Annotated in this window: 13 protein-coding genes and 1 tRNA gene; 6 read left to right on the forward strand and 8 right to left on the reverse strand. The window is 70.9% G+C overall.

The genetic code is table 11. The features are described 5' to 3' along the window. Positions 1 to 53 precede the first annotated feature (53 nt). On the forward strand, positions 54 to 356 hold the full coding sequence (locus tag CWC60_RS21885; RefSeq protein ID WP_109796049.1) for an accessory factor UbiK family protein: 303 nt from the start codon (positions 54 to 56) through the stop codon (positions 354 to 356). 130 nt (positions 357 to 486) lie between these two features. Then, on the forward strand, positions 487 to 990 hold the full coding sequence (locus tag CWC60_RS21890; RefSeq protein ID WP_109796097.1) for a type III secretion system chaperone family protein: 504 nt from the start codon (positions 487 to 489) through the stop codon (positions 988 to 990). Positions 991 to 1124: 134 nt separating this feature from the next. Here the strand turns inward: CWC60_RS21890 and CWC60_RS21895 are convergent, their stop codons facing one another. Next, positions 1125 to 1490, reverse strand: a complete 366-nt coding sequence (locus tag CWC60_RS21895; RefSeq protein ID WP_164516690.1) for a TfoX/Sxy family protein — start codon at positions 1488 to 1490, stop codon at positions 1125 to 1127. Between the two features lie 92 nt (positions 1491 to 1582). On the opposite strand from CWC60_RS21895, the gene CWC60_RS21900 reads away from it, so the two are divergent. Together CWC60_RS21900 and CWC60_RS21905 are read left to right on the forward strand one after the other, a co-directional pair. Next, positions 1583 to 2335, forward strand: coding sequence for an SDR family NAD(P)-dependent oxidoreductase (locus tag CWC60_RS21900; protein WP_109796051.1), 753 nt, complete (start codon positions 1583 to 1585; stop codon positions 2333 to 2335). A 32-nt stretch (positions 2336 to 2367) separates the two neighbouring features. Beyond that, positions 2368 to 3324 carry an acetyl-CoA carboxylase carboxyltransferase subunit alpha gene (locus CWC60_RS21905; protein ID WP_109796052.1) on the forward strand — a complete coding sequence of 319 codons (957 nt, stop codon included), beginning with the start codon at positions 2368 to 2370 and terminating at the stop codon, positions 3322 to 3324. Here the strand turns inward: CWC60_RS21905 and CWC60_RS21910 are convergent. Then, positions 3321 to 4301: a patatin-like phospholipase family protein gene (locus tag CWC60_RS21910; protein ID WP_109796053.1), complete on the reverse strand. Its 981-nt coding sequence runs from the start codon at positions 4299 to 4301 to the stop codon at positions 3321 to 3323. The genes CWC60_RS21905 and CWC60_RS21910 overlap by 4 nt on opposite strands. A 7-nt stretch (positions 4302 to 4308) precedes the next feature. Beyond that, on the reverse strand, positions 4309 to 7782 hold the full coding sequence (locus CWC60_RS21915) for a CHAT domain-containing protein (protein WP_109796054.1): 3474 nt from the start codon (positions 7780 to 7782) through the stop codon (positions 4309 to 4311). Between the two features lie 164 nt (positions 7783 to 7946). On the opposite strand from CWC60_RS21915, the gene CWC60_RS21920 reads away from it, so the two are divergent. After that, positions 7947 to 9896, forward strand: coding sequence for an adenylate/guanylate cyclase domain-containing protein (locus CWC60_RS21920; protein WP_109796055.1), 1950 nt, complete (start codon positions 7947 to 7949; stop codon positions 9894 to 9896). Next, on the forward strand, positions 9896 to 10621 hold the full coding sequence (locus CWC60_RS21925) for a hypothetical protein (protein ID WP_109796056.1): 726 nt from the start codon (positions 9896 to 9898) through the stop codon (positions 10619 to 10621). Before CWC60_RS21920 ends, CWC60_RS21925 begins: the two co-directional genes overlap by 1 nt. Before the next feature lie 7 nt (positions 10622 to 10628). Here the strand turns inward: CWC60_RS21925 and CWC60_RS21930 are convergent, their stop codons facing one another. From CWC60_RS21930 to CWC60_RS21950, 5 genes are all read right to left on the reverse strand, one after another. Continuing rightward, the gene (locus CWC60_RS21930; protein ID WP_109796057.1) at positions 10629 to 11501 is read right to left on the reverse strand and encodes a transglutaminase family protein; all 873 of its coding nucleotides are present in this window, start codon (positions 11499 to 11501) and stop codon (positions 10629 to 10631) included. Continuing rightward, positions 11498 to 12511 (reverse strand): fatty acid desaturase, encoded by a 1014-nt coding sequence (locus CWC60_RS21935; protein ID WP_109796058.1) that lies wholly within the window; start codon positions 12509 to 12511, stop codon positions 11498 to 11500. The genes CWC60_RS21930 and CWC60_RS21935 overlap by 4 nt, the downstream gene beginning before the upstream one ends. Positions 12512 to 12774: 263 nt before the next feature. After that, a tRNA-Ser gene (locus CWC60_RS21940) sits at positions 12775 to 12862 on the reverse strand. Between the two features lie 56 nt (positions 12863 to 12918). Continuing rightward, positions 12919 to 13854, reverse strand: coding sequence for a tyrosine-type recombinase/integrase (locus CWC60_RS21945; protein ID WP_109796059.1), 936 nt, complete (start codon positions 13852 to 13854; stop codon positions 12919 to 12921). Next, the gene (locus CWC60_RS21950) at positions 13851 to 14246 is read right to left on the reverse strand and encodes a RidA family protein (protein ID WP_109796060.1); all 396 of its coding nucleotides are present in this window, start codon (positions 14244 to 14246) and stop codon (positions 13851 to 13853) included. Before CWC60_RS21950 ends, CWC60_RS21945 begins: the two co-directional genes overlap by 4 nt. Positions 14247 to 14268: the final 22 nt, after the last annotated feature.

Consider the following 14268-nt stretch of genomic DNA (forward strand, 5'->3'; position numbering starts at 1 on the left):
GCCCCCGGACCCATCCGCGTCATAGTCCGGCCTCGACCGCAAGCGAGGCTCACATGCAGACGCGAAACCCGCTGTTCGACGACATCGCCCGGCTGATGACCTCCGCCGCCGGCGCCATGCAGGGCGCCCGCGACGAGGCCGAGGCGGCGGTGCGCACGCGGCTGGAACGCATTCTGGCCGACATGGACCTCGTGGACCGCGACAGCTTCGAGGCGGTGAAGGAAATGGCGGCCGAGGCGCGTATGGAAAACGAGCGACTGTCGGGCGAAATCGAATCGCTTCGCCGCGAAATCGCCGAACTGAAGAAACCGAAGCGTGCGCCGCGTCGGAAAAAGGCCGGCGACGCGGGCGCTTGACGCGTCGGGCGCAAGTTTGTTGACGCCCTGACTCCGCCACACTTAGCCTATATCTAGCGTAGCGATTCGCTTTACGCTCCATATGTGCAGGGTTTCGGCCCTGGCGCATCCAGCAGTGGAGGACGATCTCATGGGACTGTTGATCGAACTCGCTGAACCGTCCGTCATCAATCCGCTCGACACGATCGAGGAGTTCGTCGACGCCAATGAATGGCCCGTCGAACGCTCGACCGAGGAGGAAATGACGGTCGGCGTCAGCGGCAAGTGGTGCGACTTCCATCTGTGGATTTCCTGGCGTCCGGAGATCAACGCCCTCCACTTCGCCTGCGTCTTCGACATGAAGCTGCCGGAGGGCCGGCAGAAGGCGCTGCATCCGCTGGTCATCCTGGCCAACGAACGCATGACCATCGGTCATTTCGACCTCTGGCGCGACGAGGGGCTGCTGTTGTTCCGTCACGCCCTGCTCCTGGGCGCGGACGGCGAGATTGATCCGAACCAGATCGAGGCGCTGTTCGAAATCGCCTTCAGCGAATGCGAACGCATCTATCCGGCGATCCAGTATGTCCTCTGGGGCGGCAAGTCCGCCGAAGACGCCGCCGAGGCCGCGATGATGGACTGCGTCGGCGAGGCCTGAAACGCAGGCGGGCCGGGGATGGATGGGCCGGCCGGCCCGCCGTCTCCAATGTTCGTAAGGTTCGGGCGACGGTTCGTCCTGATCCCGATCCCCGCGCAAGGCCGGGATGACATACGCAGGATCGCGCCCCGCCGTCAGACCCGCTTGCGCTTGGACGGCGATTTCGCGGCGTCGGCGCGGCAGGCGACCTCGAACGCCGTGCGGGCCCATTCGACCAGTTCGTCCGGCTCGTCGAACAGTTCCTCGGGCAGTTCGTGCAGCCCGGCGATGACGCGCCGGCCCTGTTTCGTGTCATAGGCGAAGGGCCCCTTGCCGCGCGCTTCGAAGGCGGCCCGGGTCGTCGGATCGGTCTTCAGATAGACGACGTCGCCGACGATCAGCGCGAACATGAGGTTTCTTCTGAACAGGCCCGCGCCGCCGAACATGCGCCGCGCCTCGACGCCGCCCAGGGGATCGAGCAGTTCCAGCAGATGGTCGCGGAATTCCGCCGAAATCGCCATGTTGCGGGTTCCTTTCGGGCCGGTCGTGTCCATATGGTTGCGGGACGCGCGTCCGCGCCGGGGAATCAAGCAATATCGAGCGGGGGAAGTCCATGGAACTCGGCCTCAAGGGCAGGAACGTCATCGTCACCGGCGGCAGCCGGGGCATTGGCCTCGGCATCGCGAAGGGTTTCGCCGCGGAGGGCGCCAACGTCTCGATCTGCGCCAGGGGACAGGAATCGCTCGACGCCGCCCGGGGCGAGCTGGAGAAAGCCGGCGTGACGGTGCACACGGCGATCTGCGACGTCGCTGACCCCGAAAGGCTTGAAGTCTACATCCAAGAAGCCGCCGCCGCGCTTGGCGGCCTCAACGTGCTGGTCAACAATCCGTCCGGCTTCGGGCGTGGCGACGACGAGGAAGGCTGGAAGAAGAGCATCGACGTCGACCTGATGGCGCTGGTCCGGGCCGGCTGGGCGGCGATCCCGCTGATCGAGAAGTCCGGCGGCGGCAGCCTTGTCCACATCTCCTCGATCTCGGGCCTGCAGAACTCGACCCGGACGCCGCCCTATGGCGCGGTGAAGGCCGCGGTCATCCAGTACACCACCACCCAGGCTGCGGCGCTGGCGGAGAAGAACATCCGCGTCAACTGCATCGCGCCCGGCTCGATCGAGTTTCCGGGCGGCGTCTGGGACCAGGCGCGCCAGCACAACCGGCCCCTTTACGATTCGATCCAGGCCTCCATTCCCTTCGGCCGCATGGGCGCACCGGAGGAGGTCGCCAACCTCGCCGTCTTCCTGGCCTCCGACGCGGCCTCATGGATCACCGGTCAGACGGTCGCCGTGGACGGCGGGCAGATGTTGCGCTAGTCCTGCCGGCAGCCCAACAACGCGGACGGAACATGAAGACCTATCTCGATTTCGAAAAGCCCATCGCCGAACTGGAAGGCAAGATCCGCGAACTGCGGCATCTGGCCGAGGGCGGCCAGGAGGTCGATATCGACAGCGAGGTCGGAACCCTGGAGGCCAAGGTCCAGAAGCTTCTGACCGACACCTACCGGACCCTGACACCGTGGCAGAAGACGCAGGTCGCGCGCCATCCCGAGCGGCCCCATGCGGGTGATTTCATCAACGGTCTGATCCGGGACTACACGCCGCTCGCCGGCGACCGCGCCTATGGCGACGACAAGGCGATGATGGGCGGTATGGGCCGCTTCCGCGGACGCAGCGTGATGGTCATCGGCACCGAGAAGGGCGCCAGCACCGAAGCGCGGCTGAAGCACAATTTCGGCATGGCCCGTCCCGAGGGCTACCGCAAGGCGCAGCGGCTGATGAAGCTGGCCGAGCGCTTCCGTCTGCCGATCCTTACTTTCGTCGACACCGCCGGGGCCTATCCGGGCGTCGGCGCCGAGGAGCGCGGCCAGGCGGAGGCCATCGCCCGCTGCATCGAGGTCTGCCTGAACGTGAAGACGCCCCTGATCGCCTGCATCACGGGAGAGGGCGGTTCCGGAGGCGCCGTGGCGCTGGCCGTCGGCGACCGGGTGGTGATGCTGGAGAACTCGGTCTATTCGGTGATCTCGCCCGAGGCCTGCTCGTCGATCCTGTTCCGCTCCGCCGACCGCGCCCAGGACGCGGCCGAGGCGCTCAAGGTGACCGCGCAGGACATGAAGCGCCTCGGCGTCGCCGACATGGTGATCGAGGAGCCCGTGGGCGGCGCCCACCGCGATCCGGGCGCCGCCATCATGGGGCTGGGCGACGTGATCGCGGAGACCCTGAAGGAGCTGGAGGCGGTGCCCGCCGACAAGCTGCTGGAGCGCCGCCGCGAGAAGTTCCTGAAGATCGGCCGCGCGATCGGCTAGCCGAGGCGGTCGAGGCGCAGCGCCGCCGGCGGTGTGGTCGGGGCCGGGCGGCCGAACGCGTCGAGGACGGCCGTGTAGCCGTCCAGCGCGCCCTGCTGCAGAATCCGCGCATCCACCTCGATATTGGAGATCTCCGGCCGCGCCGCCGTCGGCGCGATCGCCAGGACGGCAGCCCCGTCAGGGCAGGGGGCGACACCCCGTGCGCGGGCCAGTTCACCGGCGTAGCGCGCCGGCGAGAGGCGGTAGCCGGCGCCGAGGCCCGGCTTCTGGCGGTCGAGCCAGGGCACGATCAGCAAGCGCTCGATCCGCTCCAGTTCCGGTGCCGGCGTGTCTTCGGGCCGGGTCAACAGCGCCACCACATGCGTCGCGCCGCGACTGTCGGCGGTGGCCAGCGGGATGTTCTCGAACACGCCGGCGTCGACATGGCGTTCGCCATCGATGACGACCGGCGGCCCGGCCACGGCCGGGATGCGGGCGCTGGCCTTCATCGCCGCGAACAGCGCCTTGTCGTCGGCGAAACCGGTCAGCGCCGCGGCGCATTCCCGGTCGAGGTTGGCGGCGACGCAGACCAGCCGCGAGCGGGCCGCCAGCACGGCGCGCCAGTCCAGCCGCTTGGCGTCGCGGCAGACATCGTCCAGCAGGAAGTCGACCGAGACCACGGGCCGGCGCATGAACAGCCGCGGCTTCCAGATGAAGCGGCGGTTGTTGATTTCCTCGTAGAAGATGCGCGTGCCGAAGGCGGCCTGACCGGCGACGAAATAGGCGCCGGCGATTGCCCCGGCGGAACTGCCGATCACCTCGTCGAAGACCTCGGTGAGGCCCAGCGCTTCCAGTCCCGCGACCATGCCGCCGCAGACCACGCCGCGCATGCCGCCGCCCTCGATCACCAGGGCCAGCCGGATGTCCGGGTCGCGCGGCCCGCCCGCCCGGCGGCGTTCGATCTCCGCCAGGACGGGGTGGGCGACGGGCCGGGTCATCGCCGCCTCAGCCGGAAGCCGCGCCGCCGAGCACGAACGCGCCGTAGACCGAAGGCGGGAAACCCTCGGCCCTGAGCCGGTCGCGGGCGGCCAGCCAGGCGCCGCCGTAGTCGCCGCCGCGGGCGAGACGGTGGAACTCGGTCATGAAGATCCGCGTCGGCCTGTCGTGCACCGGCCAGAGGCTGTTCACCACGGCCCGCGCGCCGCCGAGATAGAAGCTGCGCGCAAGCCCCAGGAAATCGTCGCCCGCCGTCGCCGCGCCCAGGCCGGTTTCGCAGGCCGACAGCACGACCAGATCGGCGGCCAGCGGCTGCTCGAACAGGCGCGCGGCGGTGAGCGGCGCCTGGCCGGTCCCGTCGCTGAGCAGGATGGCCGAGGCCAGCGGATCGCGGGCGTCGAACAGGCCATGCGTCGCCAGGTGGAGCACGCCGACGCCGTCGCCGACCGCAGCGCGGAGCGCGGTCTCGGTCGCCTGGCCCCCAAGCAGCGTCTCGGCGCGGTAGAGCCGGCCGATGTCTTCCGCCTCGGTCCGGGCGCCCGGCAGGGAAACCCAGCTGGTGCCGAGATGCGGGTCGCCGACGATGGCCGCCCGGCGGACGCGACTCCGACCTTCGGCGCCCCGGGCGAGCCAGCCGCCCGTGGGCAGTACGACCACGGGTCGTTCGATCGCGAGCGCGCCCCACGGCACGAAATAGAGCGGACCGCTCGGCACCACATAGAGGACGCCGCTGTCCGCGCCGCCATCGAGGCCGAGCCCCTCGGTGATCGTCCGCGCCGCCGCCGTCTGCGCCGGCGCATGCCTCAACGGCTCGTCGGAGGCGAAGGGCGTCAGCGCCCGCTCCAGTTCGTCTCCGGTCATCGCCGTCGTCCCGAGCGCGACGCCGCCGCGGCGGATGTCCAGGAAGCGGATCGGCTCGCCGCCGTCGGCGGCCGGCAGGGCATAGAGCAGGCGGTCCTGCGGGGCGAGCCGGCCGCGTATCTCGGCCAGCGGCCGGCTGGAGACGTTCAGAACGTCGGCCATCTCGGGATCGCGTCGGCGCAGTTCCGTCACCAGCGCCGCCCGGTCGTCCATCAGCCCGGCGACGCGGGTGACCCCTTCGGCCGTGCCGGCGCCAGGCGCGGCATTGACGATGCGCTGGCGGCGGATGGCGTCGGAGACGCCGCGGATGCGCTCCACCAGTTCCGCCTGGCGTCCCTCGGCCACGCTCCGCCGGCCCAGCATGTCGACGAAGGCGCGGGCCCGGCCACGTTCCAGATCGGCGAATGCCGCGTCCAGATCGCCGCGCGCCAGGGCGAGATCCGCGAGGACGCGCGTCACCTCGTCCTTGCCGACGCCGAAGCGGCGCTTGGCGCTGTCGGTGGAGAGCGCGCCGGTGACGCCTTCGATGCCGAGCTGCGCGGCGCGGTAGGCGCTCTCGGCCTCCGCCGGCCGGCCGAGCGCCAGCAGCGCCTCGCCGCGGAGCGCCTGAAGCTGCCACAACATACCGGCGAGGCCGCGCCGCGCGGCCTGTTCGGCGGCCGCGGCGGCGACCGTCTCGGCTTTTGCGGGCTCTCCGGCGTCGAGCAGGGCCCGGGCGCGGACCGCCTCGACGATTGAAACGCCGGCGTCATAACCCATGGCCTGCAGATAGGCGCGGGCGGAGGCGAAGGTCCGGTCGGCGCGTTGGGTGTCGCCGCCATCCTGCATCCGCGCCGCCGCGATCACCGCCAGGTTCACGCCGCGGCCGTAGAACATGTCCGCGTCCAGCTTCAGATAGGCGCTGTAGAGCTGGTGCTGCCAGGCGTAGTGGCTTTCCTCGAACAGCTGCTCGGCGGCCTCGGCCCAGGGCAGGGCGGCGGCGTAGTCGCTCTGGAACATCAGCGCGTTGGCGATGACCAGATAGGCCCGGAACTGCGCCCGGTTCATCAGCGCGAGCTGCGGGATCTGAGGCGGAAAGACGAACAGCGTAGGCGCGCGGAAGTCGCCCAGGGCCTCGACGACCGACAGCTCGTCGCGGATCGCGGCCTCGTAGTCGCCCAGCCAGAACCGCACCTCGCCGCGCAGCGCCCGGCTGCCCAGGTTGGTGCCGAAGTAGGCGATCTCCAATGCCTCGGTCCGCGCAAGCTCCGCCTCGGCGTCCGCCGCCCGGCCGGCGGCGATGAGCGTGCGCGCCCGGCTGAAGGAGGCGTGCCAGCGCTGCAGCGGTCCGTCGGCCTCGATCGCGGCGTCGTCCAGGTGATCCAGCGCGGTCTCGTACTCGCCGGCCAGGAAGGCGTCGTTGACGCGCGCCAGCGCCGGCGTGACGACGAAGTCGTAGCTGTTCACCTCGCCCTCGCCGGGCAGCGCGATGGTGTGGCGGGCCGGGACGGGGAGCGTCATGTCCTCGCGCGCGGTCAGATCGTCGGGGCGGAAGCGCACGGCCCGGGACAGGCGTTCCGCCGTCGCCGGCGCCGGCGCGGGCAGCACGCCGATGAGGTCGGTCGCCTGCGGCTTCAGGCCGATGTCGTAGAGCGCATAGTCGCTGATCGACTTCACCACCAGATCGCTCCAGCGGTACTGCGCCTGTTCGAAATAGGCCTCGGCCTTCTCGAGGATCGGGCGGTTGCCTTCAACGTCGCCGGTCAGGCCGATCCTGGCGGAGCCGAGGAAGGTCAGCAGCCAGGCCTCGCCCTCATAGAGATGGGCGTCGGCCTTCACCACCAGCCCGAAGACCGGATGCTGCGTCAGCCGGATGACCTGCTGCTGGCGTTCCAGCCCGCGCTGGCCCCAGTGCACCGCCTTCGCGTAGTCGTGCTTCATCAGGTAGGCGCCGGCCATGCCGATATAGGCCCGCGCCATGGCCTTGGCGATGCGGGTCACCGTGCCGGTGTTGTCGGGGATGCCGTAGAAGAAATCCGGGATCCACCAGTCGCCCGCGTCGGCGAGAAGCTGGGTGTAGTAGCCGATCGCCTTGTCGGGCTCGCCCAGCCAGAAATGCACCTGGCCGTACTGGGAAAGCGTCTCGGCGTTGTCGCCGAAAAGGGCGTACTCCATGTCCCGGAAGGTCTCGAGCGCGATGAACACGTCGTCGGTCCGGCCCGCATGGATCAGCGTCTGGATGCGCAGCGACTGCAGGAAGAACTTCGCCTCCGGCGTGTCGGGCAGTGAGGCCTCGGCCTCCTGCAGCCGGGCCTCCCAGTACTGCCAGTCCTTGTCCAGAGCCGCCCGCCAGAGCTGCTCGAGCTCCGGCGTCACCGTCAGGCCGAAGGCGGTCTTCTCGCCGGCCCGGGGCAGACGCACATCCGGATCGATCGGCGGGATGCGGAGTTCCTCGATGGCCGGCATGGGCGGGGCTTTGTCACCCAGGTCGATCGCCGCCAGCCTGGCCTTGCGGGTCTCCGACAGCTCCGGCTCGGGGTTCATGGGTTCGATCGGCGGCGTCTCGATGTGCATCGAGCACGCAGCGGCCGCCAGCAGCAGGGCCGCGGCGGCGAAGAGCCGGACCAGGACAGGAAGCGTCATGTTGTTTTCCGGTGTTCCCTCGGACGAGTTGAAGGTGAACTTTGCCACAGATTTCCGTTCCGGTTAAAGACTTTGGCGGGCCGGGGCGGCATAGTGAAGCGGAGGAACCGGCACATGAAAGAGGGGCGGGATTGCTGGCGAGGCGAGGGGATTGGCTGCGGGCGTTGCCCGGCGGATGGCGGCGCTGGACGCTCGGCCTGCTGGTCGCCGGGGCCGCGGCGGCGGCGTCGCTCGGCATGTTCGGCGGCCTGCCGCCGTTCGCCGCCCTGGAAGGCGGACTGACCGACCGCCTGCAGGCCGTGGCGCGGCCCCCGGCCCCCGCCCAGCATCCGGGGATTTCGGTCGTCGCCATCACCGAGGCGACGATGGCGCGCCTGCCCTACCGCTCGCCCGTGGACCGGGGCTTTCTGGCGGACATGCTGGAGGCCATCCGCGACGCCGGGGTGCGCAGCGTCGCCTTCGACATCCTGTTCGACCAGCCGACCGAGCCGGAGAAGGACCTCCGCCTGGCGAAGGCGATCCGCGACTTTCCTGCGCCCGTCGTCGTGGCCTGGGGCGACGCCCGCGCCGGGCTGACGGAGAAGCAGCAGGCCTGGCTGGAATCCTTCATCGAGGCCAGCGGCGCCGAGCCGGGCGCGGCGGGTCTGCTGTTCGACGGCGACGGGATCGTCCGCCGTCACGTCCCCGTCGATGCGGCGTCGGGCATGCGCTCCCTGCCGGCCGCGGCGGTGGCATCGGAAGCGCGGGCGCCGGAGATCATCGACTGGCTGGGCCGCACCGCCGACGGCAAGGAGCCGTTCCAGATCCTGCCCGCGCACGGCCTGCCGCTGATGGCGGCCCGGCCGGCCGTGCTGCGCAACTGGCTGGAGGGCCGGGCGGTGCTGATCGGCGCCGACCTGCCGCAGCAGGACCGCCACCGCACCGCGCTTTCGGCCGACCCGGAAGCCCCGGCCAGTCTGCCGGGCGTCATCGTCCACGCCCATGTCACGGCCCAGATGCTGGACGGCCGCGCGCTCGACGGAACCGGGCGCACGGGCGCGCTGGCCATCGCCCTGGCGGCGGGACTGCTCGGCGCGGCGGTCGGATTCAGCGGGCGTCCCTTCTGGCAGCAGGCGCTGGCGGGCCTGGTCCTGCCGGCCGCCTGGCTCGCCGCCGCGCTTCAGGCCATCCGCGCCGAGGACCTGCTGCTGCCGATCGCCCCGACGGCCGCCGCCTTCGTGCTCGCCTTCGCCGCCGCCGGCAGCCTCGATGCGCTGCGCAACCGGCGCGAGAAGCGCTTCATCCGCAACGCCTTCGCCCACTACGTCGCGCCGCAGCTGGTCGACGCGCTGGCCGCCGCGCCGGAGCGGCTGAAGCTGGGCGGCGAGCGGCGCAGGCTGAGCTTCCTGTTCACAGACATCGCCGGCTTCACCTCGATGAGCGAGAAGCTGCCCGCCGCGGAACTGACGGCGCTGCTCAACGCCTATCTGGACGGCATGAGCCGCATCGTCCTGGACCATGGCGGCACGCTGGACAAGTTCATCGGCGATGCGGTCGTGGCGCTGTTCGGCGCGCCGGTCGATCAGCCCGACCATGCCCGCCGTGCCATCGATTGCGCGCTGGCGCTGGACGTCTTCGCCGAGGACTTCCGCCACCGCCATGTCGCCGACGGTCTGGGCGTGACCCGGATCGGGGTGCACAGCGGCGAGGCGACGGTGGGTAATTTCGGCGGCGAGCGGCGCTTCGACTACACGGCAATGGGCGACGCCATGAACACCGCCGCCCGGCTGGAGGGGGCGAACAAGAGCTTCGGCACCCGGGTGGCGATCAGCGGCGCCGCACTCGAAGCCGCCGGCGACCCGGAGGCATTGCCGTCGCTGCGCCCGGTGGGCCAGGTGGTGCTGAAGGGCAAGAAGACGCCGGTCGCGGTCTTCGCCCCGCTCGACGGGCTACAGCGCGAGGACGCCGCGTGCTATCTCTTGGCCATGGAAGCGCTCGACAACGCGCCCGAGGAGGCGGCGCGGCGGTTTGCGGAACTGGGCCGGCGGCACCCGGCAGACCCGCTGATCGCCCTGCATCTCGCACGGCTGGCGGCCGGCGAGCGCGGCTCGACCTTCGAACTGAGGGAGAAGTGATGGACCACCTGCTCCGCCGCGCGCTGTTCGCCGGCCTCCTCATGGCCACAGGCCTTCTGGCATGGGCTGCTCAGGCCAGCGAGATCGTCGTCATCGAATCGACCGCGCCCGGCCTGGAGGCCGGCGCCTTTCTCGATCCGGGTGAGGCCGTCAGCGTGCCCGCCGGCGCCAGCATCGTCATCGTCGAACCGGACGGTTCGACCCGCACCGTCGACGGTCCCTTCGAGGGCCCGCTGGGGGCGGCTGCCGCGCCGGATGCCGGCAGTGGCGGGCTGATGGCCAATCTGGGCAAGCTGGTCAGCGAGCGCGAGGAGGAGAAGCAGGTGCTGGGCGCGATCCGCGCCGCGCCGGGCCAGGTGGCCGAGGCGGTCTATGTCGTCGACGTGGGCCGTTCGGGCGATGTCTGCGTGCCCGAAGGCGCCGCGATCCGGCTCTGGCGCCCGGCCTTGATGGCCGCCGAATCCGAGACCGTGCTGACCGGTTCGTTTGAGCCGGTCACCGCGCTGTGGCTGGAAGGCGAACAGTTCCTCGACTGGCCTGCGGCCCTGCCGGCCGAGGACGGCGGGCGTTACGCCATCCGCCTCGCCATCGCGCCGCGCCCGGCCGAGGTGCGGCTGCGCTTCGTGCCGGCGTCGCTGGAGACGGACGCCCGGCGCGCCGCCTGGATGGCCGGCGCGGGCTGCCGACGGCAGGCGGAACGGCTGCTGCAGCGCCTGGCGCGGTAGGCGGCGTCTATGCCGGCGCGGGCGCTACGGTCACGGCTACCTCCAGCGCCTCGAACGCGTCCGCGCCGCCGGCGAAGCTGCCCGACACCGGCATCGTCTGGCGGATATGGCGCGCCACCGCGGTCGGGATCAGGTTGAAGCCGCCCACGCTGCGGTTGGTCGGATCGAACATGATCCAGCCGGCCCCGGGGACGTAGACCTCGGCCCAGGCGTGGGTCGAGCCGGCGCCGGCGGAACCGATCGCGTCCCGGTCGGGATCGTAGAGGTAGCCGGAGACGATCCGCGCGCCGAACCCCAGGCTGCGCACGGCATCCACGAACAGCACCGCGAAATCGCGGCACGACCCCCGGCCGCGAGCCAGCGTCTCGACGGGCGACTGCGCGGCGTCGTCCTCGCGCTCCTCATACGCGATCCGGGCGGCGACGCCGTTGCCGATGTCCTTGAGCAGCGACAGGGTGTCGGTGCCCGCGCCGGCGACGAAACCCTCAGCCCATTCGCGCAGCCGCCCGGCGGGATCGAGATAGGCCTGCAGGCGCAGCGCGCCGAGATCGGTCATCTCGTCCTCGCTCAGCAGGAACGGATAGCTGGCCGCCGAAGCGTCGATGTCGAAGACCGGCCAGCGGTCGGCGTCGAGCGTCAGCTCGGCGGTGCTGTCGATGATCAGGGTGTCGGTGGGTTCGCGGAACGTGGCCGTCGCGATGGCGTTGCCGGCGACGTCGTTGGCCCAGGTCACGGTGGCGGCCGGTGAGATTTCCAGCTCGTGCGCATGCAGCTGCAGCGTGCGGCTCTCCCGCGGACGCAGGATCAGCCGGTGCGGACCCGGCGCGACCGGAACGCGGTAGCGGTAGGCCGTGCGGTGCCGCACCGTCAGCCGGGTCATTTCCGCTGCCCCGCTGCGGCCGCCTCGCGGAATGTGACCATGCGGCCGCGCGCCTCGTCCCAGAGGCTGTACTGAATGGCGCGGAATCCGTCCCGGAGCGACAGGGTGGGCACGTCGCGCAGCGCCGGCTCCGATTCGTGGCATTCCCGAAGCCGGTAGTTGGGCACGCGCGGGTTCAGGTGATGGACATGGTGATAGCCGATATTGCCGGTGAACCAGCGCAGAACGGCCGGCAGCCGCAGATAGGTCGAACTCCGCATCGACGCCGTGACCGGATCCCAGTCGGCGTTCCGGGCCCAGATCGTGTTCTCGCCGCGGTGCTGGACGGAAAACAGCCAGACGCCGATGATCGACGCGAGAACCATGACCGGCAGCTGCACGGTCGCCACTTCGCCGAAGCCCAGCAGCAGGCCCAGTCCGCCGAACATGGCGATGAGCGCAAGGTTGGTGATGTGAACTGCGCGGCGTTCGCGCTTCCAGGTTCGCGGCGTGTCGAACGGGAACCGGAACAGGCCGATGAACACCAGCGGCGGCAGCAGCACGTTGGCGACGAGCGGGTGGCGGGTCGCCCGGTACCAGGCGCGGCGCACGGGACTGAGCGCCCGGTACTCCGCGACCGTCAGGCAGGACGAATAGATGTCGGCGCCGCTCTGACGGCGGTCGAGATCGTTCCAGATACCGTGGTGGCCCGCATGTTGCCGGCGCCAGGAGGCAAAGGGGGCCAGGGTCAGCAGGCTGCAGGCGAATCCGACGATCGCATTCGCCCGGCGTCCGCCGAAGAACGCGTAGTGTCCGCAGTCGTGCTGGATGATGAAGATGCGCACCAGGAAGCCCGCGGCCAGCGGCGCCAGCGCCAGCGCCGCCCAGTGGGAATATCCGCTCAGGAGGTACATCGCCGCGCAGGTGGCGAAAAAGCCGCCGAAGGACGTGAGCGTCTGGGCGATGCCCTTGCGCGGGACAGGCGCCTGGAATCGCCGCGTGTGGCGGCGAAGGTCGGCTTGTGGGCTCATGCTGTCTCCATTGACGATGCGTGTTGAGAATGTCGCCCGTCCGATGCGGCCCGGGTTCCGTCCGGTCGGCGCGGCTCTTGCGCTTCGGACAAGCGTCTCCGCCCGCGTCCGCACGGCCGAATACCTGATGTGGTGACGATACCGCCCGGGTTCCACCTCCGCGGGGGGCTGGCGTACGCGACGAACCTGGCCGGTCGTGGGGAGCAGGTGAATGCTTTCGCCGGTTGGCGCGACAACGGCCGGAAACCATGAGCAGAGGATGCTGGCGGAGGGAGGGGGATTCGAACCCCCGAGGGCTTGCACCCAACACGCTTTCCAGGCGTGCGCCTTAAACCGCTCGGCCATCCCTCCGGAAGGCCGGGACTATAGCCGCGCGAGTCCTCAGATCAAGCCCGATGGTCGCCGTCTCATCCGCCGCCGCGGTCCAGGCGCGGCCGGGCCCGGCGGTAGGTCTCCCACAGCGCTTCGGCGTCGACTTCGGTGTAGAGCTGGGTGGTCGAGAGCGAGGCGTGGCCGAGCAGCTCCTGGATCGCGCGCAGGTCGCCGCCGCCGCCCAGCAGATGGGTGGCGAAGCTGTGGCGGAGCGCATGCGGCGTCACGGTCTCCGGCAGGCCGAGCGCGCCCCGGAGCCGCCGCACCGCGGCCTGCACGATCTCCGGCCTGAGCGCGCCGCCGCGGGCGCCGAGGAACAGCGCCCGGCCCGGCGTCTCCTCGTGCGGGCAGGCGCGGCGATAGTCCTCGACCGCCTCCCCGATGATCCCGAGCAGCGGCACGCGCCGCGCCCGCCCGCCCTTGCCGTCCACCGTAACCGCGGGGCCGAGCGGCGCGTCGTCGACGGTCAGCGCCAGCGCCTCCGAGATGCGCAGCCCGGCGCCGTAGAGCAGCAGCAGCACGGCCCGGTCGCGCAGCGCCTGCCAGTCCCGGCGCGTCGCCACCGGCCCGTCGACCAGCGCCCGCGCCGCCGCTTCGGAAACCGGCTTGGGCAGGCGGCGGGGACTGCGGGGCGGCTCCAGCGACTGGGCGGCCGGATTGCTCAGCCGGCCGATCTGGTCCATGCGGCGGAAGAAGCTGCGGACCGCCGCGATGGCGCGCGCGTTGGAGGCCGCGCCGACGCCGCGCCGGCGCCGGGCGGCAAGCCAGGCGCGCAGATCCGCCGGCCGGAGCGCGGCCAGCGCCTCGCGGCCGACAGGGCCGCCCAGATGGCCGGTCAGGAAGTCCGTCAGATCGTCGAAGTCGGCGGCGTAGGCGGCGAGCGTCCGCGCCGCCAGGCGGCGTTCGTGCTCCAGCCAGTCGAGCCAGGCCCGGCGGGCCGATCGGAGGAAGTCCTGGGGGCTCCCGCTCACCCGTCCTTCTCGACGGCGGTGACCTTGATCTCCACGACGCCCGTCGGGATGGCCAGCGCGGTGATGGAGATCGCCGTCCAGGCCGGGTAGTCCGGCCCCTTCAGATAGCGGTCCTTGACCGCCATGAAGGTCTTCATCTGGCCGTCCAGATCGGTGTGGTAGGAGGTGATGTCGACCACGTGGTCCCAGTCGCTGCCCGCCGCCGCGAGCGTCTGGCCGATGGTCTCGAAGGCCTGCTCGATCGCGGCCTCCATGGCGCCGTCGCCCGCCTCGCTCTGGTTGGCGACCACGCCGGACATCCAGATCATGCCCTTCGCGCGCGTCGCAGGCGCCATGTGGAAGTGCTTCGGCGCCCAGCCCTGTCCGTCGGGCACGATCATTTCGGGTTTCATTGCGTACTCCCTCGCCAGCGGT

Origin of the sequence: Minwuia thermotolerans, assembly GCF_002924445.1 — a bacterium.
In the GTDB taxonomy this organism is placed as follows: domain Bacteria; phylum Pseudomonadota; class Alphaproteobacteria; order Minwuiales; family Minwuiaceae; genus Minwuia; species Minwuia thermotolerans.